The sequence below is a fragment of the Amycolatopsis tucumanensis genome (assembly GCF_021654135.1).
GTDB lineage: Bacteria > Actinomycetota > Actinomycetes > Mycobacteriales > Pseudonocardiaceae > Amycolatopsis_E > Amycolatopsis_E tucumanensis.
This window is the reverse complement of the sequence record NZ_JAKGSD010000005.1, coordinates 1-25,050: the sequence shown is the minus strand read 5'-3', so window position 1 is coordinate 25,050 and position 25,050 is coordinate 1. Positions and strand designations below refer to the sequence as shown.

General features: G+C 71.9%; 23 protein-coding genes and 1 tRNA gene. 3 read left to right on the top strand and 21 right to left on the bottom strand.

Annotated elements, in window-relative coordinates; all coding sequences use genetic code 11:
- Positions 1–110: 110 nt before the first annotated feature.
- A complete protein-coding gene (locus L2C96_RS07615; protein ID WP_027930482.1) occupies positions 111–617 on the bottom strand; it encodes a MarR family winged helix-turn-helix transcriptional regulator in 507 nt (168 codons plus the stop codon).
- A gap of 94 nt (positions 618–711) precedes the next feature.
- Here L2C96_RS07615 and L2C96_RS07610 point away from each other — a divergent pair, with 94 nt between their 5' ends.
- Positions 712–1,260 (top strand): YceI family protein, encoded by a 549-nt coding sequence (locus tag L2C96_RS07610; protein ID WP_237335664.1) that lies wholly within the window; start codon positions 712–714, stop codon positions 1,258–1,260.
- A 539-nt stretch (positions 1,261–1,799) separates the two neighbouring features.
- On the opposite strand, the gene L2C96_RS07605 is transcribed toward L2C96_RS07610, so the two are convergent.
- The 5 genes from L2C96_RS07605 to L2C96_RS07585 all read right to left on the bottom strand — a co-directional run bounded on the left by L2C96_RS07605 (position 1,800) and on the right by L2C96_RS07585 (position 6,823).
- The gene (locus L2C96_RS07605) at positions 1,800–2,348 is read right to left on the bottom strand and encodes an HIT family protein (protein WP_237335663.1); all 549 of its coding nucleotides are present in this window, start codon (positions 2,346–2,348) and stop codon (positions 1,800–1,802) included.
- Positions 2,345–4,372 carry a threonine--tRNA ligase gene (gene thrS / locus L2C96_RS07600; protein WP_237335662.1) on the bottom strand — a complete coding sequence of 676 codons (2,028 nt, stop codon included), beginning with the start codon at positions 4,370–4,372 and terminating at the stop codon, positions 2,345–2,347. The genes L2C96_RS07605 and thrS overlap by 4 nt, the downstream gene beginning before the upstream one ends.
- Positions 4,373–4,446: 74 nt before the next feature.
- Positions 4,447–5,061, bottom strand: coding sequence for a malonic semialdehyde reductase (locus tag L2C96_RS07595; RefSeq protein ID WP_020420723.1), 615 nt, complete (start codon positions 5,059–5,061; stop codon positions 4,447–4,449).
- Between the two features lie 82 nt (positions 5,062–5,143).
- Positions 5,144–5,950, bottom strand: coding sequence for a glycoside hydrolase family 16 protein (locus tag L2C96_RS07590; protein WP_237335661.1), 807 nt, complete (start codon positions 5,948–5,950; stop codon positions 5,144–5,146).
- Between the two features lie 36 nt (positions 5,951–5,986).
- Positions 5,987–6,823, bottom strand: coding sequence for a glycosyltransferase family 2 protein (locus L2C96_RS07585; RefSeq protein ID WP_020420725.1), 837 nt, complete (start codon positions 6,821–6,823; stop codon positions 5,987–5,989).
- Positions 6,824–6,891: 68 nt separating this feature from the next.
- On the opposite strand from L2C96_RS07585, the gene L2C96_RS07580 reads away from it, so the two are divergent.
- Positions 6,892–8,229: a glycoside hydrolase family protein gene (locus tag L2C96_RS07580; protein WP_237335660.1), complete on the top strand. Its 1,338-nt coding sequence runs from the start codon at positions 6,892–6,894 to the stop codon at positions 8,227–8,229.
- A gap of 5 nt (positions 8,230–8,234) precedes the next feature.
- Here the strand turns inward: L2C96_RS07580 and L2C96_RS07575 are convergent, their stop codons facing one another.
- From L2C96_RS07575 to L2C96_RS07505, 15 genes are all read right to left on the bottom strand, one after another.
- The gene (locus L2C96_RS07575; RefSeq protein WP_020420727.1) at positions 8,235–8,465 is read right to left on the bottom strand and encodes a hypothetical protein; all 231 of its coding nucleotides are present in this window, start codon (positions 8,463–8,465) and stop codon (positions 8,235–8,237) included.
- Positions 8,462–9,025 (bottom strand): acyltransferase, encoded by a 564-nt coding sequence (locus L2C96_RS07570; RefSeq protein WP_017987940.1) that lies wholly within the window; start codon positions 9,023–9,025, stop codon positions 8,462–8,464. Before L2C96_RS07570 ends, L2C96_RS07575 begins: the two co-directional genes overlap by 4 nt.
- Positions 9,022–11,031, bottom strand: coding sequence for a hypothetical protein (locus tag L2C96_RS07565; protein WP_237335659.1), 2,010 nt, complete (start codon positions 11,029–11,031; stop codon positions 9,022–9,024). Before L2C96_RS07565 ends, L2C96_RS07570 begins: the two co-directional genes overlap by 4 nt.
- Positions 11,028–12,269 carry a lipopolysaccharide biosynthesis protein gene (locus L2C96_RS07560; protein WP_237335658.1) on the bottom strand — a complete coding sequence of 414 codons (1,242 nt, stop codon included), beginning with the start codon at positions 12,267–12,269 and terminating at the stop codon, positions 11,028–11,030. Before L2C96_RS07560 ends, L2C96_RS07565 begins: the two co-directional genes overlap by 4 nt.
- On the bottom strand, positions 12,266–12,625 hold the full coding sequence (locus L2C96_RS07555) for a hypothetical protein (RefSeq protein ID WP_237335657.1): 360 nt from the start codon (positions 12,623–12,625) through the stop codon (positions 12,266–12,268). The genes L2C96_RS07560 and L2C96_RS07555 overlap by 4 nt, the downstream gene beginning before the upstream one ends.
- Positions 12,626–12,656: 31 nt before the next feature.
- Positions 12,657–14,813 carry a glycosyltransferase family 2 protein gene (locus tag L2C96_RS07550; RefSeq protein ID WP_237335656.1) on the bottom strand — a complete coding sequence of 719 codons (2,157 nt, stop codon included), beginning with the start codon at positions 14,811–14,813 and terminating at the stop codon, positions 12,657–12,659.
- On the bottom strand, positions 14,810–15,736 hold the full coding sequence (locus L2C96_RS07545; RefSeq protein ID WP_020420732.1) for a glycosyltransferase family 2 protein: 927 nt from the start codon (positions 15,734–15,736) through the stop codon (positions 14,810–14,812). The genes L2C96_RS07550 and L2C96_RS07545 overlap by 4 nt, the downstream gene beginning before the upstream one ends.
- A gap of 72 nt (positions 15,737–15,808) precedes the next feature.
- Entirely contained in the window at positions 15,809–16,834 is a 1,026-nt protein-coding gene (locus L2C96_RS07540) for an NAD-dependent epimerase/dehydratase family protein (RefSeq protein ID WP_237335655.1), read from the bottom strand.
- A complete protein-coding gene (locus L2C96_RS07535) occupies positions 16,834–17,637 on the bottom strand; it encodes a glycosyltransferase family protein (RefSeq protein WP_020420734.1) in 804 nt (267 codons plus the stop codon). The genes L2C96_RS07540 and L2C96_RS07535 overlap by 1 nt, the downstream gene beginning before the upstream one ends.
- Entirely contained in the window at positions 17,638–18,912 is a 1,275-nt protein-coding gene (locus L2C96_RS07530; protein ID WP_237335654.1) for a class I SAM-dependent methyltransferase, read from the bottom strand.
- A 216-nt stretch (positions 18,913–19,128) separates the two neighbouring features.
- Complete coding sequence (locus tag L2C96_RS45010) at positions 19,129–20,202, bottom strand: class I SAM-dependent methyltransferase (RefSeq protein ID WP_237335653.1); 1,074 nt, start codon at positions 20,200–20,202, stop codon at positions 19,129–19,131.
- Positions 20,199–20,864 (bottom strand): PIG-L deacetylase family protein, encoded by a 666-nt coding sequence (locus L2C96_RS07520; RefSeq protein ID WP_237335652.1) that lies wholly within the window; start codon positions 20,862–20,864, stop codon positions 20,199–20,201. Before L2C96_RS07520 ends, L2C96_RS45010 begins: the two co-directional genes overlap by 4 nt.
- Before the next feature lie 17 nt (positions 20,865–20,881).
- The gene (locus L2C96_RS07515) at positions 20,882–22,405 is read right to left on the bottom strand and encodes a sugar transferase (RefSeq protein WP_237335651.1); all 1,524 of its coding nucleotides are present in this window, start codon (positions 22,403–22,405) and stop codon (positions 20,882–20,884) included.
- Positions 22,406–22,973: 568 nt separating this feature from the next.
- Positions 22,974–23,780 (bottom strand): IclR family transcriptional regulator, encoded by an 807-nt coding sequence (locus L2C96_RS07510; RefSeq protein WP_020420739.1) that lies wholly within the window; start codon positions 23,778–23,780, stop codon positions 22,974–22,976.
- A gap of 215 nt (positions 23,781–23,995) precedes the next feature.
- Positions 23,996–24,070, bottom strand: a tRNA-Val gene (locus L2C96_RS07505).
- Positions 24,071–24,455: 385 nt separating this feature from the next.
- Between L2C96_RS07505 and L2C96_RS07500 the strand changes: the two genes are divergently transcribed.
- Entirely contained in the window at positions 24,456–24,881 is a 426-nt protein-coding gene (locus L2C96_RS07500) for an SsgA family sporulation/cell division regulator (protein WP_017987927.1), read from the top strand.
- Positions 24,882–25,050 lie beyond the last annotated feature (169 nt).

The following is a 25,050-nucleotide window of genomic DNA, read 5'->3' as shown; positions in this document are numbered from 1 at the left end:
CCATCGCTCTCGGCGTTCCACCTGGGGCTGCGGGGTCGGTTTGCTGACCGCAGCCTATCCACCCGCTACGACGCTCCGGTGACGCGGCGCGCCCAAGGCGCCGCGCGCCCTCAGGCGAGGCGGTCCAGCCGGGCTTCCTCGGCCGCGACGGCTTCCGCGCAGCGGGGCGTGAGCTTGTCGCGGATCGCGTCGGAGATCTCCCCCAGCGCGCGCACCTGGTCCGGGGTGAGCGCGTCGAACAGGGCCTCGCGTACGGCCTCGACGTGCCCGGGAGCTGCGGCTTCGAGCGCGGCGAAGCCCCGGTCGGTCAGCTTCGCGAACGAGCCGCGCTTGTCGGTGCCGCAGCTGTCGCGGCGCACCCAGCCGTTGGCCTCCAGGCGGGCGACCGCGTGGGAGAGCCGGCTGCGTGACGAATGGCACTTCTCGGCCAGTTCGCTCATCCGCAGCGTGCGGCCGGGCGCCTCGGACAGCACGACGAGGACCTCGTAGTAGGTGTGCGGCATGCGGGCGTCGCGCTGGAGCTGGGAATCCACGTGGCCGCGCAGCATGGTGACGGCGACCGAGAACGAGCGCCACACACGCTGTTCGTCTTCGCTGAGCCATCGCGGTTCGGACATGTCTCACATAGTAGCCCTAGTTGAGCCCTCAACCATCTCTTCGCTAAGGTGTGGTTGAGGGCTCAACCAAGCTTCGTTGTGAGGAGACAAGCACATGACCGCTTCGACGACCGAGATCCCCGGCTACATCGCGGGCACCTGGACCATCGACTCGGTGCACTCCGACGTCGACTTCGTCGTCCGCCACCTGGGCGTGTCCAAGGTCCGCGGCCGCTTCGCCGAGGTCGAGGGCGAGATCGTGACCGGCGCCGACCTCGCGGACTCAAAGGTGACCGCGACCATCAAGGCCGGCAGCATCGACACGAAGAACGCCGACCGCGACGCGCACGTGAAGGGCGCCGACTTCCTGGACGTCGAGCAGTTCCCGACGCTGACCTTCGTGTCGACGGGCGTGCGCGCCGAGGACGGCGAGTACTTCATCGACGGCGAGCTGACCCTGCACGGCGTCACCAAGCCGGTCACCCTGACCGCCGAGGTCGGCGGCTTCGCCGACGGCATGGCCGAGGGCACCAAGGTGTTCGGCATCTCCGCCACCACCGAGATCAAGCGCAGCGACTTCGGCGTCGGCGCCAGCATCCCGACCGCCGTGGTGAGCGACAAGGTGAAGATCGAGCTGAACATCGAGGCCGGCCTGCAGGCCTGAGAACCTCGCGGCGAAAGGGTCCGGACGGGCACTCCGTCCGGACCCTTTCGCGCTACTGGGGAGTGTCCTGTAAGTCATCTGAGCCAGACGACGTTTCGCTGCTGGTAGGCCTCGGCATCGAAAGCGGGAAGACACCCGCCGCGGGAACCTTTCGCCGCGTGAGGAGCGATCTGGTCCTCCCGTTCCGGGCTGGTGAATCGGACTCGCCGGTCCCGCATCGCCTGCCGGGTCGAGGGATGCGACTGGGCCTTGTCCGCGATGACCATCTCGGGCCGACACCGCGGACGGCCCGGCCCGATCCACCTGGATGCAATCCAGCAGCGGCACCAGTTGGGGGTTGTCGCCGGCCTGGCCGCCGGTGAGCAGCACCCGCATCGGTATCAGGCCGAGTCCTTCCCCGTCGACCGCGGGCGCCTCGACGGCGGGCGTGCAGCCCCTTTTCTTCCGAGCCCCAGCAGCGTGCTGATGTGCTCGCGCCACAGTGACCCGCCACCCAAGATCAAACCAGGCCAGCAGGTAGATCAGTTACCGGACACTCCCTAGACTCGCTTCCAGGCGTCCGAGAGCAGCTCGCGCGTTTCGCCGAGCAGCTGGGGCAGCACCTTCGTCTGGCCGATCACCGGCATGAAGTTCGCGTCGCCGCCCCAGCGCGGCACCAGGTGCTGGTGCAGGTGCGCCGCGATGCCGGCGCCCGCGATCACGCCCTGGTTCATCCCGATGTTGAACCCGTGCGCCCCGGACACCGACCGCACCACCTTCATCGCGTGCTGGGTGAACTCCGCCAGCTCCCGCGTCTCCTCCGGCGTCAGGTCCGGGTAGTCCGCCACGTGCCGGTACGGCAGCACCATCAGGTGTCCCGGGTTGTAGGGGTACAGGTTCAGCACCGCCCAGACGTGCTCACCGCGGGCCAGGATCAGCGCGTCGGCGTCGTCCATGCCGAGCAGGCGGCAGAACGGGCACCCCTCGGGCTCGTCGCCCTCCGGCTTGTCCTGCCCCTGCACGTAGGCGAGCCGGTGCGGGGTCCACAGGCGCTGCAACGCGTCCGGCACCCCGACGCCGTCCTGGCCCACCAGCTCCGGCTCGGTCAAGGCAGGACCGCCTTCAGCGCCTCGGCCGTCGGCGAGCTGTTCTCCCTCCGCTCGACCCAGCTCGTGATGGCCTCCACCGCGTCGGCCACCGGCACCCCGTTGATCTGGCTGCCGTCCCGGAACCGGAACGACACCGCGCCCGCCTCCACGTCCTTGGCGCCGGCCAGCACCATGAACGGCACCTTCTGCGTGGTGTGGGTGCGGATCTTCTTCTGCATCCGGTCGTCGCTGGTGTCCACCTCGACGCGGATCCCCTTGGCGCGCAACGCCTTCTCCACGCCGCGCAGGTGCTCGGCGTGCTCGTCGGCGATCGGGATGCCGACCACCTGCACCGGCGCCAGCCACGCCGGGAACGCGCCGGCGTAGTGCTCGGTGAGCACGCCGAAGAACCGCTCGATCGAGCCGAACAACGCGCGGTGGATGACCACCGGCTGCTTGCGGCTGCCGTCGGCGGCGGTGTAGGTCAGCTCGAACCGCTTGGGGTGGTTGAAGTCCAGCTGAATGGTCGACATCTGCCAGGACCGGCCGATGGCGTCCTTGGCCTGCACCGAGATCTTCGGGCCGTAGTAGGCCGCGCCGCCCGGGTCCGGCACCAGTTCCAGTCCGGAGTCGACGGCGGCCTGCCGCAGCGTCTCGGTGGCCTCCTCCCACTCCTCGTCGGAGCCGATGAACTTGTCCGAGTCACCGCGGGTGGACAGCTCCAGGTAGAAGTCGGACAGGCCGTAGTCGGCCAGCAGGTCGAGCACGAACCGCAGCAGCGACCGCAGCTCGCCCGGCATCTGCTCCTGGGTGCAGTAGATGTGCGAGTCGTCCATGGTCAGCCCGCGCACGCGGGTCAGGCCGTGCACCACACCGGACTTCTCGTACCGGTACACCGTGCCGAACTCGAACAGCCGCAGCGGCAGCTCCCGGTAGGACCGCCCGCGCGACTTGAAGATCAGGTGGTGCATCGGGCAGTTCATCGCCTTGAGGTAGTACTCCTCGCCCTCCAGGGGCAGCGGCGGGAACATCGTGTCGGCGTAGTAGGGCAGGTGGCCCGAGGTGTAGAACAGCCCGCTCTTGGTGATGTGCGGGGTGTTGACGAACTCGTAGCCGGACTCCTCGTGACGGCGGCGCGAGTAGTTCTCCAGCTCGCGGCGGATGATGCCGCCCTTGGGGTGGAACACCGGCAGGCCGGAGCCGATCTCCTCCGGGAAGGAGAACAGGTCCAGCTCCGCGCCGAGGCGGCGGTGGTCGCGGCGCTCCGCCTCGGCCAGCCGCTCCAGGTAGGCGTCCTGCGCCTCGGCCGACTCCCACGCGGTGCCGTAGATGCGCTGCAGCTGCGGGTTCTTCTCACTGCCGCGCCAGTACGCGGCGGCCACGCGGGTCAGCTTGAACGCCGGGATGAACTTCGTGGTGGGCACGTGCGGGCCGCGGCACAGGTCGCTCCACACGCGCTCCTTGGTGCGCGGGTCGAGGTTGTCGTAGATCGTCAGCTCGCCGCCGCCGACCTCCATCACCTCGGAGGTGTCCACATCAGACTTGAGGTCGATGAGCTCGAGCTTGAACGGCTCGCCGGCGAGCTCCTCGCGCGCCTGGTCGACCGAGTCGAAGCGGCGGCGGGAGAACTGCTGCGCCCCCTTGATGATCTGCTTCATGCGCTTCTCCAGCGCCTGCAGGTCTTCCGGGGTGAACGGCTTGTCGACGAGGAAGTCGTAGTAGAAGCCGTCCTTCACGGGCGGGCCGATGCCGAGCTTGGCCTCCGGGAACTGCTGCTGCACCGCCTGGGCGAGCACGTGCGCCGCGGAGTGGCGGATGACGCTGCGGCCGTCCTCGGTGTTCGCCGCGACGGGCTCCACGGAGGCGTCCGCGTCAGGCGCCCACGCCAGGTCGCGCAGGCGCCCGTCGGCGTCGCGGACGACGACGATCGCGTCGGCCCCCTTGGTCGGCAGGCCCGCCTCGCGGATCGCGGCACCGGCCGTGGTCCCGGCCGGCACCACCACGCTGGCGGCGGGTGCGGCTGCGGCGGACGACGGCTGGTTCACGATGGGCTCCTTCGAACGAAGTGATGTCCCACCGATGCTATCCGCCGCCCGCGCGCGGCCTTCCGCGAGGGACTTCAGACGGTCTCGACGACCTCGTCGTAGTCCAGGCGGGGCAGCCGGTCGAACCACGGGTTCTCACCCGGCTTGCCGACGTTCACCACGACCAGGGACTTCCAGTTGCGGTCGGCGAAGAACTCCTTGTCCACCCCGGCGGCGTCGAAGCCGGTCATCGGGCCGGCGGCCAGCCCGGCGGCGCGCACGCCGATGATGAAGTAGCCGACCTGCAGCAGGGAGTTCAGGCGGGCGAAGCCCTCGCGGCCGGTCTCGTCGGCGAAGAGGTCCTTCGCGTCCGGCTTGTGCGGGAAGGTCTTGGGCAGGTTCTCGTGGAAGTCGGTGTCGGCGGCCAGCACGACGGTCACCGGGGCGCTCGCGGTCTTGGCGCGGTTGCCTTCGGACATGTGCGGCAGCAGCCGCTGCTTGCCCTCCTCGGTGCGGATCACCAGCGCGCGCAGCGGCTGGGTGTTCATCGACGTCGGCGCCCACTTCACCAGGTCGTAGATCGCCTGGATCTGCTCCTCGCTGACCGGCTCGTCGGAGAACGAGTTCGCGGTGCGCGCCTGGCGGAACAGCAGGTCCTGCACGTCCTGCGGCACGTGGAGGGCGTCGGCGAGACTGGCGGTCGAAGTCATGGGTACTCCCGGGGGACGGATCTTGTGCCTTCGCTCCCTCACAACCTAGTTGAGCGCTTGACTATTTCCCGTGTGCGGATGGTCACTCGTAGACGCGCACCCAGTCGACCTCGGCCGTGCTGCGGATCGGCGCCGTCGGCTTGTGCCGGTTGTGGTTCTGCTGGATGACCAGGTGCATCGGCTCGCTCGGGATGGTGCCGGGCGTGCCGTAGGTCGCCCACGCGAGGCCGTCGATGTAGCAGGTGACGTGGTCGGGCTGCCACTCCACGGCGTAGTTGTGCCACTGGGTGATGTCGAGGTCCTTGCGCGTGTGGCCGGCGTCGATGTTGCCCGGGCCGTGCAGCCAGCTCTCCACGTACTGGCGGGCGGGGTCGTAGATCTCGGCGAAGTCGATCTCGCCGTCGGTGTTGGTGTCGCTCTCCGGCCACAGCAGCAGCACCGGGTTGAAGTCGGGGTCGGCGGGCGCCGGGAAGCGCGCGCGGACCTCCCAACGGCCGTAGGTCTGGTCGTCGTGCCAAGCGATGCCGCAGGTGGCCGCAGTGTCGTCACCGTCGCCGACGAGCGTGAGCGTGCCGCCGCGGACCACGCACTGGTCCGCGCTCAGGTTCTCGCCCGAGACCGGGTTGTGGCCCTGGTAGATCTCCCAGTTCGCGGTGTTCACCCGGCGGCCGTCGAAGTCGTCCTGCGCGGTCAGCCGCCAGCCGTAGTTGACCGCGGCCTCGTCGGAGCGCTCCGGGGTGATCACGGCGGTGCTCGGCGCCTCGGTGATCACGGTCGGCGAGGCCTCCTCGCCCGAGTCGTCGAAGCGCTCGGAGGTCACCCGGACGGCGAGGATCGCGACACCCACGAGTACTACGCAGGCGATCAGGATGACTACGCGACGCACCACGGCGACAACTTATCGTCCCCCGTACGGGTGGTTGATCTAGCCCCGCTCGCCCTGCCGCTTCGCGACCAGGAACAGCGCCTGCCGCCGCAGCCGCGCGCCCGGCGCCATCGCCGCGCCGACGAGCCGGTCGACCGGCCGCACGCCCCACACCGGATCGCTGGCCAGCCCCTCGGACAACGCGCGCTGCTCGGCGTACTCCGCGCGCTGGGCCCGCGCCGACAGGGAGTCCCGCCCGATCCGGAACGCCGCCAGCGACTCGCGCTGACCGAAGAAGTCGCCGTGGCCCAGCAGGCCGATCCACAGCGCCAGGTCCATCGGGAACTTCCAGCGCGCGTCCCACCCGCCGACCGCGTCGAACTGCGCGCGGCGGAACAGCGCGCCGCCGGGCTCGCCGAGCGGGTTGCCGCCGTGCCGGACGACCTTGCGGATCACCGTGCTCGCCTCGTGGCGGCCGATCAGCCCGCGCAGCCCCCGGTTCGCGGCGAGCACCTCGCCGGTCTCGTTGATCATGTCGCGGCGCGAGCACACCAGCGCGATGGCCGGGTCGGTCGCCAGCACCTCGTACTGGCGGCGCAGGCAGTCGGGGTGCAGCAGGTCGTCAGCGCACACCAGCTTCACGAAGCGGCCGCTAGATTCGGCCACCACGCGGTTCCAGTTCTCCGCCAGCGGCAGGACGCGGTCGTTGCGGAGCACCTTGAGCCGCGGATCGGCGAAGCCCCGCAGGACGTCCGGGGTCTCGTCGGTCGAGGCGTTGTCCAGTACGACGAGCTCGAAGTCGTCGAAGGTCTGGGAAAGGACGCTGGAGACGGTGTCGGCGATGTACCGGCCGGACTGGTAGGCGGGGACGCACACGGAGACCGCGGCCGCGCTCACTGCTTTTCCCCCTTCCGGGTGTAGCTCTGAACAGGCAAAACGGTGATGGGTCACGCATGCTGGCACGCGTGGGGATCTTGGCGATGGTTGCCCTGCTCGTGGTGGGGCTGTTCGGCGGCTGGCCTCCGGCTGATCGGGACGACCCCCCGGTGCCACCGGCCGTGACGCTGCTGCCCGGCGCCGGGGATGGGCTCGTACTCGGCGTGACGCACGCACAGTACAGCCTCGACTCGTGGCTCACACCCGGGCAGCGCACGAGTGGGGAACAGATCCTCGGCGCCACCCCGATGCTGCAGAACCAGCACATCATGGGCTTCGGCGTGGGCAATCCCGAGCCGGCGCCAGGCAGCTTCGACTGGTCCCGCCTGGACGAGCGGATGGACCTGATCGAGCGCACCGGCGGCACCCCGGTGATCACCCTGTGCTGCGCGCCCGACTGGATGAAGGGCGGCCCGCCCGGCACGACCGACTGGGACGACCTGGCCGCCGCCCCGCTGCCCGCGCACTTCGACGACTTCGCGCGCCTGTCCGCGACGGTCGCGAAGCGCTACCCGCAGGTCAGGTACTTCCAGGTGTGGAACGAGCTCAAGGGGTTCTGGGACGCCGAGGCGGGCGCCTGGGACGTGAAGGGCTACACCGACCTGTACAACCAGGTCTACGACGCGGTGAAGGCGGTGCGGCCGGACGCGCTGATCGGCGGCCCGTACGTCGTGCTGAACACCTGGTCCTCGGCCGCCGCCACGGATCACCCGTCGGAGATGCGCGGCCCGTACGGCGTGGTGGACCAGCGGTCGCTGGACGTCGTGGAGTACTGGAACCAGCACAAGCACGGCGCCGACTTCGTCGCGCTGGACGCCTCCACCGGCACCCGGGACAAGGGCCTGATCACCACGCCGGACAAGGCGAGCCAGCTCTACGCCGACGCGACCCGCTGGGCACGCAGCCTCACCGGGCTGCCGGTGTGGTGGTCGGAGTTCTACCCGGAGACCGCTCCCCCGCCCGCCAGGACCCGGTCCACCGCCGAGAGCGCCGAGGACACGGTGCCGGTGGACCAGGCGCGGGCGGTGGCCACGCTGGACGCGGTGGCCCGGGCCGCCGAGGCCGGCGCGGCCGCGATGCTGCTGTGGCAACCGGAGGCCAGCGACGACCTGCCCTACGCCGCGTTGTGGTCCGCGGCGCGGCCCGGCACGAACGTGCTGCGGCCGACGAGCCTGACCGCCGCGTGGACGTGGCTGGCGCCGCGGTTGCGCGAGGGGCTGGTCGACGTGCAGCGCCCCGCGAACCTGGTCCAGTTCAGCGCGCCCGGCGGCGAGGTCGTGGTCAACCCGCGGGCCGAGAGCGGGCTCGTCCGGTCGGATGGTCTGAGCGTGCGGGTGCCCCCGCTGACGATCCGGTTGCCGGGCTGAGCCGGTCACAACGTCAGTCCCACCACGATCCGCCAGATCGCGCCGATCGCGGTGAGCACGGTCAGCCCCACCGCCACCAGGTCCAGTGTGCGGATCCGCTCGGTGCGCGCGGAGGCGGTGTCGGTCGACCGGCGGCCGACGGCCATCTCCTTGAGCACCGTCCGCACCACGAGCACGACGAGCAGCGCCACCCCGAACAGCGCCGTGACCAGGGTGAGGAAGTCGGCCTGGCTCACGCCGGCTCCGCCACGACGGACGTCTGCCGCACCAGGCGGGCAGGCACCCCGGCGTAGACGCCGGGCACCGGGCAGTCACGCGCCACCACCGCGCCGGCGGCGATCACCGCGTCGTCGGCGATGCGCACGCCGGGCAGGATCTGGGCCCGCGCGCCGACCCACACCCGGTCGCCGATCACGACCGGGCGGGCCTCGGCGACGCGGGACACCGTGCCGTCGGGCAGCGTCGGGTGGTGCGAGGTGATGATCATGACCTGGGGGCCGAACTGGCAGGCCGCGCCGATCGTGATCGGCCCGACCGACTCCAGGTAGCACTCGGCGTTGAGGAACGTGCGGCGGCCGATCTCGACGTTGCGCAGCGCGCCGTGGATCCGCAGCCCCGGGAAGATGTTCCCGGAGTGGATGCGCGCGCCGAACGCGCGGTAGCCCAGCAGCCGCAGCGGCCGCGGCACCAGCGCGCTGCCGAGCAGGCCGTTCACGATCGCGCCGACGGTCATCGACCACAGCTCGATGTGCACCTGGTCCTTCAGCCGCCGTCCCAGGGACCGGGTCTGGTTCACGTGTTCCCTCCGCCACTGCCCTGCACGAACCGGTCGGCGGGCGTCGTCCGGCCGAGCACCAGCGAACCCTGGTCGTCGAACACCAGGCGGTACAGCCCGGTGGCCTCGAGCTCGCGCACGAGGTCGGCGCCGTAGGTGTCGGGCACCTGCTCGAAGATCTTCATGTAGGCCCACTGCGGCTCGGTGAGCACAAGATAATCGGGGCCCTTCAGGCGCAGGCAGGCGACCAGCGCGGGGACGTCGTCCATGACGTCTTCGCAGTAGCCGTCGACCTCGAACTGGGACACCTCGCCGACCCGCGCGAACGACAGCGGCACCGAGTTGACCAGCGAGTCCACCCGCTGCCCCGGCTGCGCCTCGTGCACCGCCCAGCTCGCGGCGGCGATGTCGCTGGCGTGGAAGCTGATGTAGGCGTCGTTGCCGCCGCGCGCGGTGACCGTCGAGGCGAGCAGCCCGGTGAGCACGACCCACGGCACCCCGGCGGCGAGGACCGTGTGCCCGGGGCGGTTGCGCCAGCGCAGCCTGCGGGCGGCGGTGACGGACTTCTCCAGCGCGAGCGACGCGGGCAGGGCCATCACCGGCAGCGAGAAGAGGAAGCAGCGCATGAACACCTCGCCGCCGTAGGGCTGGGCCACGGCGAGCCCGAACGGCGCGACGCACAGGGCGGGCAGCAGCCACGACTTCAGCGAGTCGCGGCGCATCAGCCAGATGCCGTAGGCGGCCATGCCGGCGACGAACAGCGTGATCCCGATGCGCACGGTGAGCACCACGAGCCGGCCGGGGCTGCCCGCGAACCGGGCCACGATGCCCTCGTCCACCGAGGACCCGACGTCGCCGAGCGGGCTGAGGATCATCTGGACCAGCTGGCCGCTCCAGAACTCCGACGCGCCCAGCGAGAACCACACCACCGCGCCGCCGAGGACCACGAACGGCATCCACGCCGGCCACAGCCGCCCGAACACCAGCAGGAGCAGCAGCAGGACCCCGAGCACGTACGGGGTCAGCTGGTGGGTGGGCGCGAGCGCGAGCCCGATGAGCACCACCGCGCCCTGCGCGACCAGCCGCGCCTTCGGGCTGGACCGCGGCGCGAGCCGGGCCCGCAGCCGCGCCTTGACCGGTTCGGTGAGGCGGGGCCGCACGAGGTGCCGGAAGGTCAGCGTCAGCGCGGCGAGCATCAGGATCATCGCCGTGCCCTGCGGCGAGAAGTAGTCCTGCTCGGTCCAGTTCGCGACGAGGTAGAGCCACGGCGCGATCCACGCCGCGCGCCGGTTGCCCAGCGCGGACACGGCCAGCGCGCGCACGCCGAGCACCGCGAGCCCGGACAGCAGCACCGGCGCCCAGTTCAGGAACGGGATCGCGTCGGGCAGCCCGGCCGCGCGGGTGATCATCGCGACCAGGGCGAAGAACCCGGCCCAGGAGAACCGCGCGTCGTAGTCGTGCAGGATGTCGCCGTGCGTGGCGATGTAGTCGGCGAACCCGGCGTGCAGCCAGGCCACCGGCAGCCGCGCGACCTCCTCGACCGCGGGCTGCAGCCCGTAGACGCCGATCACGCCGACGAGCGTGTAGAGCGAGAGCAACCAGGTGCGCGGGCGGTACCGGAGCAGTTCCAGCACCACCGCGGCGACCAGCAGCGGGTAGGACAGCAGCGTGGGCACCGACAGCTCGGCGACGAGCCCGAGCCCGCCGATCGACTCGGGCGGGATCGGGTGCAGCCCGATGATCCACAGCACCACCGCGACCCCGGCGAGGCCGGGACCGAAGAACGGGTCGGCGAGGAACGCGGGCCGCCCGGCGCCGGTGCCCAGCCGGGGCCGGGACTCGACCGCGCGGGACGGCGGTTCCGGCTTCGGCTGCGGAGCGAGCCTGCCGGAGGCCGGGATGTAGCGGGTGGGCGTGCCCGCCGGGGGCGGCTGCGTGAACCGCATCGGCTCCCGCGGCCGGGGCGAGGGGCGGCTGGTGCGGTTCGGGCGCACCGGGCGCAGGAAGCGGGTGGGCGGTTCGGTCACGGACGCGCCCCGAACACCCGGCGCCGCAGGTCGGCCAGCACCGCGGCGGCGATCACGGCCTGCGCCACGAGCATGCCGACCCCGAAGCCGAACTCGGTCGGCACCAGCAGCGCGAGCACGACGGCGGAGGCGGCGGTCACGGCCTGGAGCACCGCGACGCCGGCGCCCCGGCCCGCGGCCAGGTGCACGGCCACGCCGAGCACCACGACCAGCCGCGGCACCTGGGCGGCGAGCAGCACCCGCAGCAGGTCGGTGCCCGCGGTGTACTCCGCGCCGAAGATCGCCAGCATCACCCAGGCCAGCGCGGCGCCGACGGCGAGCAGCGGCACGAACACCAGCACCAGCCGTTTGCCCGCGTCGGTCACCAGCGACCGGGCGTGGCCCGGCTCGGCGGACAGGCGCACCACGAGCGGGTTCACGAACGCCGTCGCGGCGACGTCGAGCGCGTTGATCGCGGTCCAGACCACGAAGAAGACGGCGTTGGCCTCGGCGCCGAAGCGGTGCAGCACGATCAGCGGCACCAGGTTGTACAGCACGACCACGCACACCATGGCCGGGTAGCTCGGCGCGAGCAGCCGCACGATCTCCCGGCGGCCGGGCAGGACTCCCGGCGCGAGCGCGGGCGAGGTGCGGCGCACCGAGCGCCAGATCAGGACGGTCACGACCACGACCCCGATCAGCGTGGGCACCGCCCAGGACAGCACCAGCCCGAGCGCGCCTGCCAGCGGCCCCAGCCCGGCGAGCAGTCCCAGCCGCGCCACGGAGAACGCGGTGTTCTCCACCGGCACCCAGCGGGCCAGGCCGAGCCCGGTGAGCACCTCGTCCTGGAACTGGAACAGGGTCCAGCCGATCCCGGCGACGAGGAACCAGGCGACCCCGGCGGGCACCCGGTGCACCACCTCGGCCCCGGCGGGCACGAGGACGAACACGACCGAGCCGACGACGCCGCCGGCCAGGACCGCGAGATAGGTGCGCAGCAGCAGCCGCGGCCGCTGCGCGCCGGCGCGGGGCAGCCAGCGCAGGACCGCGGGCCCCAGGCCGAGCTCGGCGATCCCGGCGACGAGCAGGAACCCGGACACGAACGCCGAGGTGTCGCCCACCGCGGCGGGCGGCAGCAGCCGCGCGGCCAGCACCCAGCCGATCATCCCGGCGAGCGCGGTGATCGCGGCCGAGGCCGACAACGCGAGGCCGTCGGCCACCATGCCCTTGCCCGGGGCGGTTTTCCGGTCCACCGTCATCGGGCCTCACCCGGGCGGCTGCGCAGCACGTGGTGCGCCAGCGGGACGGCGGTGACGAACGCGAGCACCACGACCGCCGCCTCCGGGTGCCAGAAACGGGTCAGCACCAGCACCTGCGCCACGATCAGGGTGATCGCCAGCGAGATGCCGACCGCGCTCACCCAGGTCACCGACAGGTGCCGCACGTTGACGTAGGAGATCAGGGCCCAGCCGGGCGCGGTGAGCACGAACACCAGGACCGCCAGCGGCCGCAGGAAGAAGTCCAAACCGGACCAGACGAGCACGATCGTGACGAGGCAGACAGCAAGCAGCCCGTAGGCGGTGTACCGCCGGATCCTCAGCTGCTGCTCGACCACACGCGCCCTTCCTGCCCGTCGCCCTCCATCTTCACCGGCGGCCGGTTCCGGCCTCACCCCGGGCCCGCATCAGCGCCGCCGCGCCGCCGAGCAGGCCGAGGCGCTCGTCGCGGCGCAGCTGCCGCAGCCGCGACCGGGCGGCGCGGTCGGACAGCGGGAGTTCCGGGGTGCGGGACGCGAGCCGGGCCGCCCCGCGGGGCACCCGGCGCAGGATCGAGAACGCCGAAACCGGGCGGCGGCGCACGGACAGCACGAGCATCGCGGCCAGGCCGACGCCGTAGCCGCGCATCCGCTCCCGCAGTTCCAGCCAGTCGGCGCGGTGGATGTGCCGGGCCACGGCGTGCGGGGTGTGGACCACCGCGCCGCCGGCGTAGGCCAGCCGCACGAACAGGTCCAGGTCCTCCCCCGCCATCGTCGGCGTGCCCGCGCCGAGCAGCGGGTCGAAGCCGCCGAGCTCCTCGAAGACCTCCCGCCGCCAGGTCGCGCAGCTGCCCGGGCCGTAACGCGCCATGGACAGCGGGTAGAGCGGGTCCTCGCGCGCGGTGTCCCGGTCGATCCGCTGCCACCGCACCGAGTTGCTGTAGCCCTTGAGCCGTTCGAACAGGACCTCGGCGTCGGTCTCCAGGCTGGCGGGCAGCACGAGCGAGGTCACGCACCCCACCGCGGGGTCGGCGGCGAACTCCTCGGTGACCGCGTCGAACCAGCCGGGTTCGACGGTGATGTTCTCGTCGACGAACGCGATCAGGCCGTGGCTCGCGACGCGGGCGCCGGTGTTGCGGGCGACGCTGACGCCCTTGCGCGGCTCCACCACGTACCGCGCGCCCAGCGCCTCCACCTCGCCGCGCAGCCAGTCGTCGCCCTCGGGCAGCCGCGGCAGGTTGTCGACCACGATCACCTCGAGGTCCGGGTAGCCGGCCGCCAGCGCGGCGCGGGCGCTGGCCACGGCCTGCCGCTTGCGGTAGGCGGTCGGGATCACGACGCTGACCGGCGGCCGGGTGAACTCCAGCCGCCGCCGCGGGGCGGGCGCGGTGGCCAGCTTCGGCAGCCGCACGACGCCGCGTTCCACCGGGAGCAGCAGGACGTCGAGGGTGCGGTCGCCGTCGCGGACGAGCACCTGCGCCGCGCGGTAGTGGCCGACCCGCCGGTGCGGCACCGGCAGCTCCTCGGGGGCGGTGCGGGCGTCCACGGTGGCGATGTGGATCGGCCCGTGCACCAGCGACGACGACGGGCGTGGCCGCGCCGGGCGGATCTGCGCCTTGCCGCGCAGGTACCCGGCGGCGGTCGAGGACACCACGGTCACCAGCCCGAGCACGCCGGCCGCGCCGGAGGTGCGGAACAACGCGAGCCGCCCGAACTCGCGCACCGCGGCGGCCGGGATGGTCCGGCTCAGGTAGTCGCGCTCGGTGGACAGCGCCGCCTCGCTGCCGACCAGGCGCGAGACGTAGGCCTTGGACAGCCCCTCGCCCCAGCCGCGGCGGCGCAGGTACGCCCACGTGGTGCGCTCCGGGGTGACGCGGTGGCGCACCACCGCCTGCGGCCGGAACACGATCCGCGCGCCGGGCGAGGCCTGGCGCAGCCGGATGCACAGCTCGGTCTCCTCGCAGCCGAGCGGCGTGCGCCCGATGCGGCCGAGGTCCTCGGAGAACAGCCCGGCGAGCGTGAACGCCTCGCGGCGGAAGGACATGTTGCAACCCATCAGGTTGCGCACCGGCGCCTCCGCCGTGGGCTGCCCGGTGTAGGTGCAGCCGACGACCCAGTCCAGCTCGCCGTGCACCGACCCGCGACCGGCGGGGAGCTTGGCCGGCCGCCGCCCGCCCGGCCAGCGCGGGCGGGCCGAGCCGCCGACGGCCAGCACGTCCCGGTCGCGGTAGCCGGCCAGCAGCTGCTCCAGCCAGTCCGGCGCGGCTTCGGCGTCGTCGTCGAGGAACGCGATCACGTCGCCCTTGGCGAGCCCGACCGCGGTGTTGCGGGCGCCGGACAGGCCGCGCCGCCCGGCGTTGGGCACCACCGTCACGCCGACGAACTCCGCGGCGGCCCGCCGCTCCAGCTCCGGGTTGTGGTCGATGACCACGATGATCTCGCGCGGCGGCGCGGACTGGTCGCGGGCGGAGGCGACCGCCGCGGTCAGGTCGTCCCAGCGCTCCTCGGTGTAGGCGCAGATCACCACGGTGGTGTCGAACGAGGTCATGCTTCGGGCGCTCCCGTGTCCAGCGCGAGCGCCGCCGGGGTTTCCACGACCGGGTCCGGGGTGAACAGGCCGAACCGGCGGCTGCGGCGCTGGCGGCCGACCCGCTGCCACTCCGCGACCAGCGTGCGCAACACCCGGCCGCCGTCGGAGAAGGTGCGCAGGTTGGTCTCGCCGTGCAGGCGCGCCCGCTCGACGCTGGGGACCTCGGTGATCCACAGGCCCAGCGCGGCCATCCGGCAGTTGATGACGGTCTCGATCTCGAAGCCGTCGCCCCACAGCATCTCCTCGCCCGCTGGCGCGAACACCGGCGGCAGGTTCAGCAAGGCAACCAGATCCCGCCAGAACGCGTTGTAGCCGTAACAGAGATCGGTGAACCCGGCGCTGAAGAGCGTGTTGGACAGGCGGTTGAGCCCGGAGTTCCCCGCGGCGCGGAGGTGGGTGATGTCGTGGCTGCCGCCACCGGGGGCGAACCGGGTGCCCTTGGCGAAGTCGGCGCCGTCGGTGAGCGCTTCCACGAACCGAGGGATCTCCGCCGGATCGGCCGAGCCGTCGGCGTCGAACATCACGATCACGTCGCCGGACGCGGCGAGGAAGCCGCAGGCCAGCGCGTTGCCCTTGCCGCGCCGGGTCTGCTTGATGACCCGCACGCCCGGCCGCGCGGCACGCGCGATCTCCGGTGTGCCGTCGCCGGTGTCGGCGTCGACGACCAGCACCTCGTGCACGGGCGGCAGCTCGGGCAGGATCTCACGCAGGTTCGCCGCCTCGTTCTTCGCCGGCACCACGACGGTGACGCGCGGGTCGGGCCCGCGGCGGGGCGGGTGCGCGGCGGCGAAGGCGAACGCGTCGCCCAGGTTCTCGTAGTCGGTGACGGGACTGGGGGAATCCATGATCGTCAACGCCGTGCTGTCCTTGCTGGCGGGCACACCGGGTCGGCTGGTGCGCGGGTCGGGGAAGTGCGGGGCTGGTGCTCGATCGTGTGACGCGCGGCCCTGCGGTCAGGTTCGGTGTCTTCGCAGATCTTCCGCGAGACGGCCGCCTGCCTGCTCGGACTTCAGCCACGCGAGGCGGGTGTAGCGCTGCGTGAACGCGTCCATGGTCAGGCCGTGGCGGGTGTAGTGCCCGGCCAGCTCGCGGGCGCCGTCCTCGACGGACCAGACGGCCGCGTACCCGGGAAGCGCTTCCCGGATGCGGGAGAAGTCCACCCGGTAGGAGCGGGGATCGGGGCCCGCCTCGCCGGTGATGAGCAGCTGCGAGCCCGGCACGGCGGTGACCACGGACTCGGCGATCTGGCGCACCGTGAGGTTGTTGGCCTCGGTGCCCACGTTGAACGCCCGGTCGTGCACGGCTTCGGCGGGCGCGGTGAGCGCTGCCGCGAACGCCGTGGCGATGTCGTGCGCGTGCACCAGCGGCCGCCACGGCGTGCCGTCGGAGAGCACCCGCACCTGGCCGGTGAGCACGGCGTGGCCCACCAGGTTGTTCAGCACGATGTCCGCGCGCAGCCGCGGGGAGAACCCGAAGGCGGTCGCGTTGCGCAGGTACACCGGGCTGAAGCCGGAGTCGGCGAGGTCGTGCAGGTCGTCCTCGACGCGCACCTTGGACTCCGCGTACGGGGTGACCGGGCGCAGCGGCGCGTCCTCGGTGACCAGGTCGTCGCCCGCCGCGCCGTACACGGAGCAGGTCGAGGCGTACAGGAAGCGGCGCACGCCGGCGTCCTTGGCGAGCTTGGCCAGCTGCACCGAGGCGGTGTGGTTGATCTCGTAGGTCAGCTCCGGCGCGAGCGCGCCCAGCGGGTCGTTGGACAGCGCGGCCAGGTGGATCACGGCGTCCACACCGGACAGCCGGTCGGCCGTGACGTCGCGCAGGTCCACCGGGCCGCCCGGCGGGTCGTCCGGGGCGGGCCCGAGCACGCACGCGGCGAACAGGCCGGAGTCCAGGCCGAGCACCTCGTGCCCCGCCTCGCGCAGCACCGGCGCCATCACCGATCCCAGGTAGCCCTGGTGGCCGGTCAGCAGGACCCGCATCAGCGCACCTCCGCCGGGATCGGGGACGGGCGCTCCCACAGCATCCACGGGCGCGCGCCGCTCTCGTAGGCCGCGTCCAGCGCCGCGCGTTCCTTGAACGTGTCGGCGGGCTGCCAGAAACCGCGGTAGGGGTAGGCGATCAGCCGGTCCTTCTCGGCCAGCGCGGCGCAGCCGTCCTCGACCAGGTCGCCGTTCTCCGGGAGGTGGTCGAAGATCTCCTGCCGCAGCACGAAGTAGCCGGCGTTCTCCCACAGCGGCAGGCGGCTGGCCGAGCTGATCCCGGACACGCGGTTGGTGCCGTCCCGGAACTCCACGCAGTGGAACGACGACTGCGGCGGCACCACCATCATCGAGGCGCCCGCGTCGGAGGCGGCGAGGTTGTCGACCATGACGTCGAGCGGGGCGTCGGTGAGCACGTCGGCGTAGTTGGCGAGGAACATCTCCTCGCCCTCGACGTGCTTGCGGACCCGGCGCAGCCGCTCCCCGATCGGCGACTCGACGCCGGTGTGCACGAACGTGATCGACCAGTCGCTGATGTCGGTGGAGAGCAGCTCGACCTCACCGCCGCGCAGCACGAAGTCGTTGGACGCGGTCTCGGTGTAGCTCAGGAAGAAGTCCGTGATGTGCCGCGCGCCGTAGCCGAGGCACAGGATGAAGTCGGTGTGCCCGAAGTGCGCGTAGTACCGCATCACGTGCCACAGCAGCGGCCGCGGGCCGACCATCTGCATCGGCTTGGGCACGTCGTCCGCGGGGCCGTTGCGCATGCGCATGCCGTAGCCGCCGCAGAAGAGCACCACCTTCATTCAGTTCACCTCGACAGCGTGCAGCACGGGATTTCTCGGGGAGACGATCTCCAGCTCCGGGATCGCGAACACCAGGCGGCCGCCCCAGTCCGCGACATAGGCCAGTTGTTCGGTCAGCTCGGCGCGCAGGTTCCAGGGCAGCACGAGCACGTAGTCGGGCCGGTCCGCCGCGATCCGCTCGGGCTCGTGGATCGGGATGCGCGTGCCGGGGGTGAACCGGCCGTGCTTGTACGGGTTGCGGTCCACTGTGTACTCGAGCAGGTCGGGCCGGATCCCGCAGTGGTTGAGCAGGGTGTTGCCCTTGCCCGGCGCGCCGTAGCCGACGACCCGCTCGCCCCGGCGCTTCGCGCCGATCAGGAACTCCAGCAGCGACAGCCGGATCTCCTCGACCCGGCGCGCGAAACCGGCGTAGCCGGACAGCTCGTGCAGCCCGGCGGCGCGCTCCCGGTCGAGCACCTCGGCGACCCGCGGGGACGGCTCGCCGGCGGCCTCGGCCGGCCGCGCCCACACGCGGATCGAGCCGCCGTGCGTGTCCAGCAGTTCGACGTCGGTCACGGCCAGGCCGCCGGTCGCCAGCGCCCGCTGCGCGGAAGCGAGCGTGTAGTACTGGAAGTGCTCGTGGTAGATCGTGTCGTACTGGGTCAGCTCGACGAGGCTGAGCAGGTGCTGCACCTCGATCGAGACCCAGCCGTCGTCGGCGACGAGCGCCCGCAGGCCCTTCGTGAAGCCGAGGACGTCCGGGATGTGCGCGTAGACGTTGTTGGCCACCACCAGGTCCGCGGGCCCGTGCTCGGCGCGGACCGCGGCGCCGGTCTCCGGGGTCAGGAACGCCGTCAGGGTCGGCACCCCGGCCTCGCGGGCGGCCGCGCCGACGTTGACCGACGGCTCGATGCCCAGGCAGCGCAGGCCGCGGCCGACGACGTTGCGCAGCAGGTAGCCGTCGTTGCTGGCGACCTCGACGACGAAGGAGTCCGGGCCGAGCCCGAGGCGGCTCACGGCGGTGTCGACGAACTTCCCGGCGTGCGCCAGCCAGGAGTGGGAAAACGACGAGAAGTAAGCGTATTCGGTGAACGTCTCGACGGGATCGATCAGGGGCGGCAACTGGGCCAGCAGGCACTCCGGGCAGATCCGCAGGTGCAGCGGGTACGCCGGCTCCGGCGCGTCGAGATCCGCCGCGGCGAGGAACGACTCGCAGGGCGGGCTCGCGCCGAGGTCGACCACGCTGCGCAGACCCGGCGAACCGCACAGGCGGCAGGACAGCGTCTGGGCTGACATGGTGCGGCTTGCTCCCCGGTGATCGATCCTCCCGCCCCGGAAAAGGGGCCTATGTCAACGTGACTATAGGGATGGCAGTGGCCAGCGTTACGAGCAACCGGGTGATCAGTTCACCCCGATCGGGTGATCACTACCACTCGCCGTAGTGCCCGAACTCACGAGAAGTCACCACGACGAGATCATCTTCGCGTTTTGACCGGTTTGACCGGCCACGATTCACGCCACGATCCACTCGCAGTGGTCGCCGTCGAGCTGCGGGAAGGCGGCGCGCACCTCGGGCTCGAGATCGGGGACGAACAGCAGGACGGCTCGCGGGATCGGGTGGGTGAGGACTTCCGTTGATACCACCGGAATCCGGGTACCGGGCATCCGCCGACCGTGCTTCGCGGGCGAGACGTCCGCGATCTCCGGCAACAGATCGATATCGATTCCGGCGCGGCGCAGCAACACCACCGCCCGGGACGCGGCGCCGTAGCCGACCACGCGCTGCCCCGCGTGCTCCCGCAAGCGCGCGCGGATGCGGTCGCAGCCCGCTTCGACGGCCCGGCCGAGCCCGGCGACGACCGGGATCCGGTCGGCGCCGGCGGCGCGTTCCCCGGCCACCAGGCCGTCGGTCTCCGCCGCCGGGCTCGCGTCCCGGGCGAGTTCGAGGAGCACGGTGCCGCCGTAGAGGTCGAAGGTCCAGCTGCGGCCGGGCCGCAGGCCCGCGGACGCGGCCAGGGTGATCGCCGCCGGAGCCGAGTAGTAGGCGAAGTGCCCGTGCCGCAAGGCGTTCCACTGCCCCTGCCGGACGATCGAGGCCAGCGAGTGGAACTGCATCAGCAGGGCGCCACGGGGCGCGAGCCGCGCCGCGCGCCGGGCCATGGCCGCGCGCTGGTCCGGTTCGTGCATCAGCCCGAAGCAGTCGACGACGACGTCCGCTGGCTCGTCCGCGGCCGCCTCCCGCATGCCCGCGGCGCGCAGCAGCGGCAGCCACGAACCGCCGTGCGGGCTGCCGAACTCCGCCACCGTCGCGCCCGGCCGCACCAGCCCAGCACCCGTGAGCCGGGCGACCGCGGCGGCGGCCTGGTCGGTCAGCGCCTTCGGCTCCACCCCGGCGGGTTCCTCGGCCGTGCCCGGATCCTCGGCCAGCTGGGCCAGCGCGCACCGCGCGCACATCCACATCCGCAGCGGCCACACCGGATCCGGGCCGGGATCGGCCGCGGGCGGGAACAGGTCGCACGGCGGCTGCTCCCCCAGGTCCAGCACGACCTCGCCGTCGGTGGCGCCGCACGCCCGGCAGGTGATCACCGCGACCCCTCCCCGAGCGCCAGCGCGAGCTTGTCCACGTAGAAGGCCTCGGCGTAGCGGGTGTGCTGCTGCACCCCGCGCAGCCGGGCGAGGCCGAGGAACGCGTCGCGGGTGTACCAGTCGCGGCCGTGCTGCGACGGGTAGTGCTTGGCCAGCAGGTCGGCCTTCGCCTCGGCGACCTCCTCGGTGAGCGGCTGGTACACGGTCGGCTGGCCGAGGTCGCCGTCCCACTTGAGGATCTCGTAGCCGAGCACGGGCTGGTCGCGGAACACGGTGGGCACGATCTCGGCGAGCAACCGGTGGTCCTGGTGGCGGTCGCCCGGCTGCGGCGCGAACACCAGGTCCGGGGTGACCCGGCCGCGCAGCGCGGTGACCGCGTCCTTGACCGCGTTCCAGTGCGCGGGCATCCGCCCGTCGGGCAGGTCTAGCACGGTCAGCTCGACGCGCGCCGGCGCGCAGAACTCGGCCAGCGCAGCCTCCTCCTCGGCGGCGCGCTCGGTGCCGCCGCCGGACAGGACGAGCGCGTGCACCTCGAGGTCCGGCCGGCGCGCGCACAGCGTGAGCAGCGCGCCGCCGGCGCCGATGGCGAGGTCGTCGCAGTGGGCGCCGAGCAGCGCGACCGAGCGGAGACGGGGGAAGGTGAGAGCCTGCACGTCGGGCAAGGGTGCCAGAGACGGCGTCAGTACGCGCCCCGGCCTCCGGTGACCGCGCGGAAGGTCTTCCACAGGATCGCCATGTCCAGCGCCAGCGACCAGTCCTCGACGTACCGCAGGTCGAGGCGGACGCTCTCCTCCCAGGACAGGTCGCTGCGGCCGCTGACCTGCCACAGCCCGGTCATGCCCGGCTTGACGAGCAGCTTGCGGCGCGCGGCGCGCTCGTAGTTCTCGGTCTCGGCGGGCAGCGGCGGCCGCGGGCCGACCAGCGACATGGTGCCGCCCAGGACGTTGAACAGCTGCGGCAGCTCGTCCAGGGAGTACCGGCGCAGCACCGCGCCGACGCGGGTGATGCGCGGGTCGCGGCGGAGCTTGAACAGCGGGCCGGAGCCCTCGTTGTCGCCGAGCAGGCCGTGCCGCAGGCGGTCGGCGTCGATGACCATGGTGCGGAACTTGACCATCGTGAAGGTGCGGCCGTCCCGGCCGACGCGCAGCTGGCGGTAGAACACCGGGCCGCGGTCGTTGAGCTTGATCAGCGCCGCGATGCCGAGCAGGAGCGGCGCGGCCAGCACGAGCAGCGCGGCGGCGCCCATGCGGTCGACGACGTCCTTCACGACCCGGCGGCCGCCGGTGAACGTGGGCGCCGAGACCCGCAGCAGCGGCATGCCGAGCACTCCGGACACGTTGAGACGCGGCCCGGCGATCTCCATCAGCACCGGGGCGACGACCAGTTCCGCGCCCGTGCCCTCCAGGTCCCACGCCAGCCGCTGCAGCCGCTCCGGTGTCCAATGCGGATCGGAGGTGACCGCCACGACCCGGTAGCCGCCGCGGCGGACCTGGTCGGCGAGCTCGTCGAGGCGGCCTGCCACCGCGATGCCGCCGATCTCGCCGGTGCCGCGCTCGCCCTGCCCGGTCGCGGTGCACACGGCCGACACCTGCCACCCGACGTGCGATTCGGTGCGGGTGCGGTCGATCAGGTCGCGCAGGGTGTCCGGCGACCCGGCCGCGATGACCGAGTGCATGCACTCGCCGGCGCGGCGCTTGCGGTGCAGCACCTGCCGCAGTCCGTACCGCAGCGGGAACGCGATCAGCGCGACGGCCGGGACCGCGTAGAAGACCCACGGCTGCACGTCGAGGGCGCCGAAGAGCAGCCCGGCGAGCGCGACGACTACCGCGGCGATCACGAGGCTGCGGCCGAGGCGGCGGAACTCCTCGGTGCCTTCGCCGAGCACGTGCTGGCTCCACGCGTGGTTGACCGGCAGCGAGCACAGGATCGCGAACGCGGTGCCCGACGCGTGCAGGAAGTAGGGCCGCCCGGTGATGTTGAGGATCAGCAGCGCGCCGGTCACGATGACCAGCAGCGTGGCGACCACGTCCGCGGCGATCACGTAGGCGCGATACCGGGTCTCCCACGGCTGGGCGGCCGCGCGGGGGGTGGCCTTCTCGCCCGGGCCGACGGCGTGCAGCCGGGCGTGGCCCGCGAGGCCTCGCGTCTCGGAACCCAGGACCGCCTCCCCGAGCGGCATGGGCTTCCGCACCGGCTCTTCCATCCGACCTCCCGCGACGTCCGGCTGGGTGCCGGCGCGCCCCGATCACGCCGACGATTACGCAAAGTAATCGTGCTCTTTGCTCCGCCGACCCCGGCTGGGGTGGCATCTGCCCTGGAATCGGTGACGTTCAGAGTGGTGTTACAAGCCACTCCAAGGAATTTCCCGGTGGTCCGGCGACTCTCCGGCCACGGTTCGATCACGGCGAGATGACGGACCGCGGTCGTTGCTCAGCCGCAAACAACTACTCCTGGTAGCCGGTTAATTGACCACTTCCGCATGTGTTTCATCTAGTAAAACGTAGAAGCTGAAATTGCCCCGTTCGGGGCATTGCCGGAGGGTCGCCCGGCGGCGAGGATTGCTCCCGCCGCACGGTTGTTCCTCACCGGGGCGGCGGCCAGCTGTAGTGCCACAGCCATTGACACCCCGGCCGCGGCTGGTTGGCGAGGGAACCTCGGCGCACTTGCGTCTTTCCGCCCTCCCCGGTGCACCGGGGTTCCCTTCTCACCAAAGAATCTCCACGGCCCGCGGCGACCGCGGGCCGGAATCACGGAACGCGCCCGGTGGACGCCTACGCCACCTCGCCGGAGGGCCGGGTGGAAATCTGCTCCGCGATGCGCCGCAACGCCTTCGCCGCCCCGGCCACGTCCCGCTGCGGGAACCGCGCCGCCGGGGCGCTCAGCGAGATCGCCGCGGGCAGGTTGGTCCCCAGCAGCGGCACGGCGACGCACCGCCCGTCGGCCTCGTTCTCCCCGTCGTCCACCGCGTACCCCTGGGCCCGGACCTTGTCCAGCTCGGCGAGGTAGTCCTCGACCGTGACGATGGTGCGTTCGGTGCGCGCCGGCATCCCGGAGCGCTCCAGCAGCTCGCGCACCCGCGCCTCGGGCAGGTGGGCGGTGATCGCCTTGCCCAGTGCTGTGGAGTGCAGCGGGTCGCGGTCGCCGCGGGAGGCGGCCAGCCGCACGCCGCGGCGGCTTTCGATGATGTCGATGTAGATGATGTGGTCGCTGTCCAGCAGCCCGAGGTTCGCGGTCTCGCCGAACTCGTCCCGCACACCCTCCAGCCACGGCCGCACCCGCTCGCGCAGCAGTTCGAGGTGCCGGGACTGCATGCCGAGGAAGCCCAGGCCCAGCCGGCACAAGCCGGTCGCCTCGTCCCGCTCGACGTAGCGGTGGGCCTCCAGCGTCCAGAGGTAGCGGTAGGCCGAGGACTTCGGCATCCCGGTGGCCTCGACCACCTCGTTGAGGGTGATGCCGTCCACCGACTCCTGCAGCAGGTTGAGGATGGCGCACACCCGGTCGACGGCGCGCAGGGAGTAGTCGCGATCTTCGGCGGGGGGAGGTTCGTCGGAGTTCCGGTGCGGCGACAGCGAACTCACCTCGTTTCAGCAGCAGGAGCGAGCGTTTCATGTTACCGCGACCACACCGCTTCACGCAGCCGTCACACCGGATCGGCCTGGCGAACGAGAGGGAGGTGACGGCGGTCTCCCGCGCCAGAGTGACGTGGAACCAGTGCCGGAATGAAACAAAACAGCCCCAGGTTGGAAGCCTTGGGACTGGACGTCAGAGTGGCTTCACCTGGGGCCGGTTTCGGTGGTGGGCGATACTGGGATCGAACCAGTGACCTCTTCGGTGTGAACGAAGCGCTCTCCCGCTGAGCTAATCGCCCCCGTCCGTACGAGAAGGAACTCTAGCGGATAGCCTGCCGGGCACTGCAAACGGGTGGTCTTTGGACCACACGCTGCGGATATGACCCGACACGCTGCGGAGAAGCCCGAGGTGATCGAGGTCAGCCCCGGCCGTGGAGCGATCCAGGTCACGTGCCGGGCGGCGAAGCCACGCTGTCCTGCCCGCGTTAAACCGAGCAGTATGTGTGGGTAGACGATCAGCGAGGCCGGTCCCGCAGGCCGGTACCGCGCGAGCGCGAGTGCGAGAGGTGCCGCGAACCCGTCCGGGTGAAGCCCGGGGATTTCGCGAAGCGAGACGGCGGGTACGTGCGTCTCACACTCGAAGCTCGGCCGAGCGGGCCGTGAAGGGAGACGAAAGGTAAGACGATGCGCAACGACCACGTGACGCTCCGCTCCACAGCGGTGTTCGACCTCCTCGCGCCGCGTGCCCCGGCCGTGCCGGTGAAGGTGGAGCTGCGGTACGACACCCGCGACCCGTACGCGGTCGTCGCGGCGTTCCGCACCGGCCGCGCCGGCTGGGTCGAATGGGTGTACGCCCGCGACCTGCTCGCCGACGGCCTGCTGGCCGAGGCCGGGGACGGCGACGTCCGCATCCGCCCGTCGGTCGAGGACCCCGAGTCGGTGATGATCGAGCTGAACTCGCCGTCCGGGCACGCCGTGTTCGAGGCGTCCGCCCAGGAGCTCGCCGACTTCCTCGACCGCACCTACGACGTGGTGCTGCCGGGCAACGAGCACCTGTGGATCGACATGGACGACGCCCTCACGCACCTGATTCCAAACGATCTTGGATAGCACCCGCGCGGGGGGCGCGGAACACCCACCCCCCTGTTTTCGCGGGTTGCCGGGTCGGATATTGTTCTCTCACACCACGACGACGGGGACCTTCGGAACCCGGAGTCACGGTAGGCGGACGTAGCGCAGCTGGTAGCGCATCACCTTGCCAAGGTGAGGGTCGCGGGTT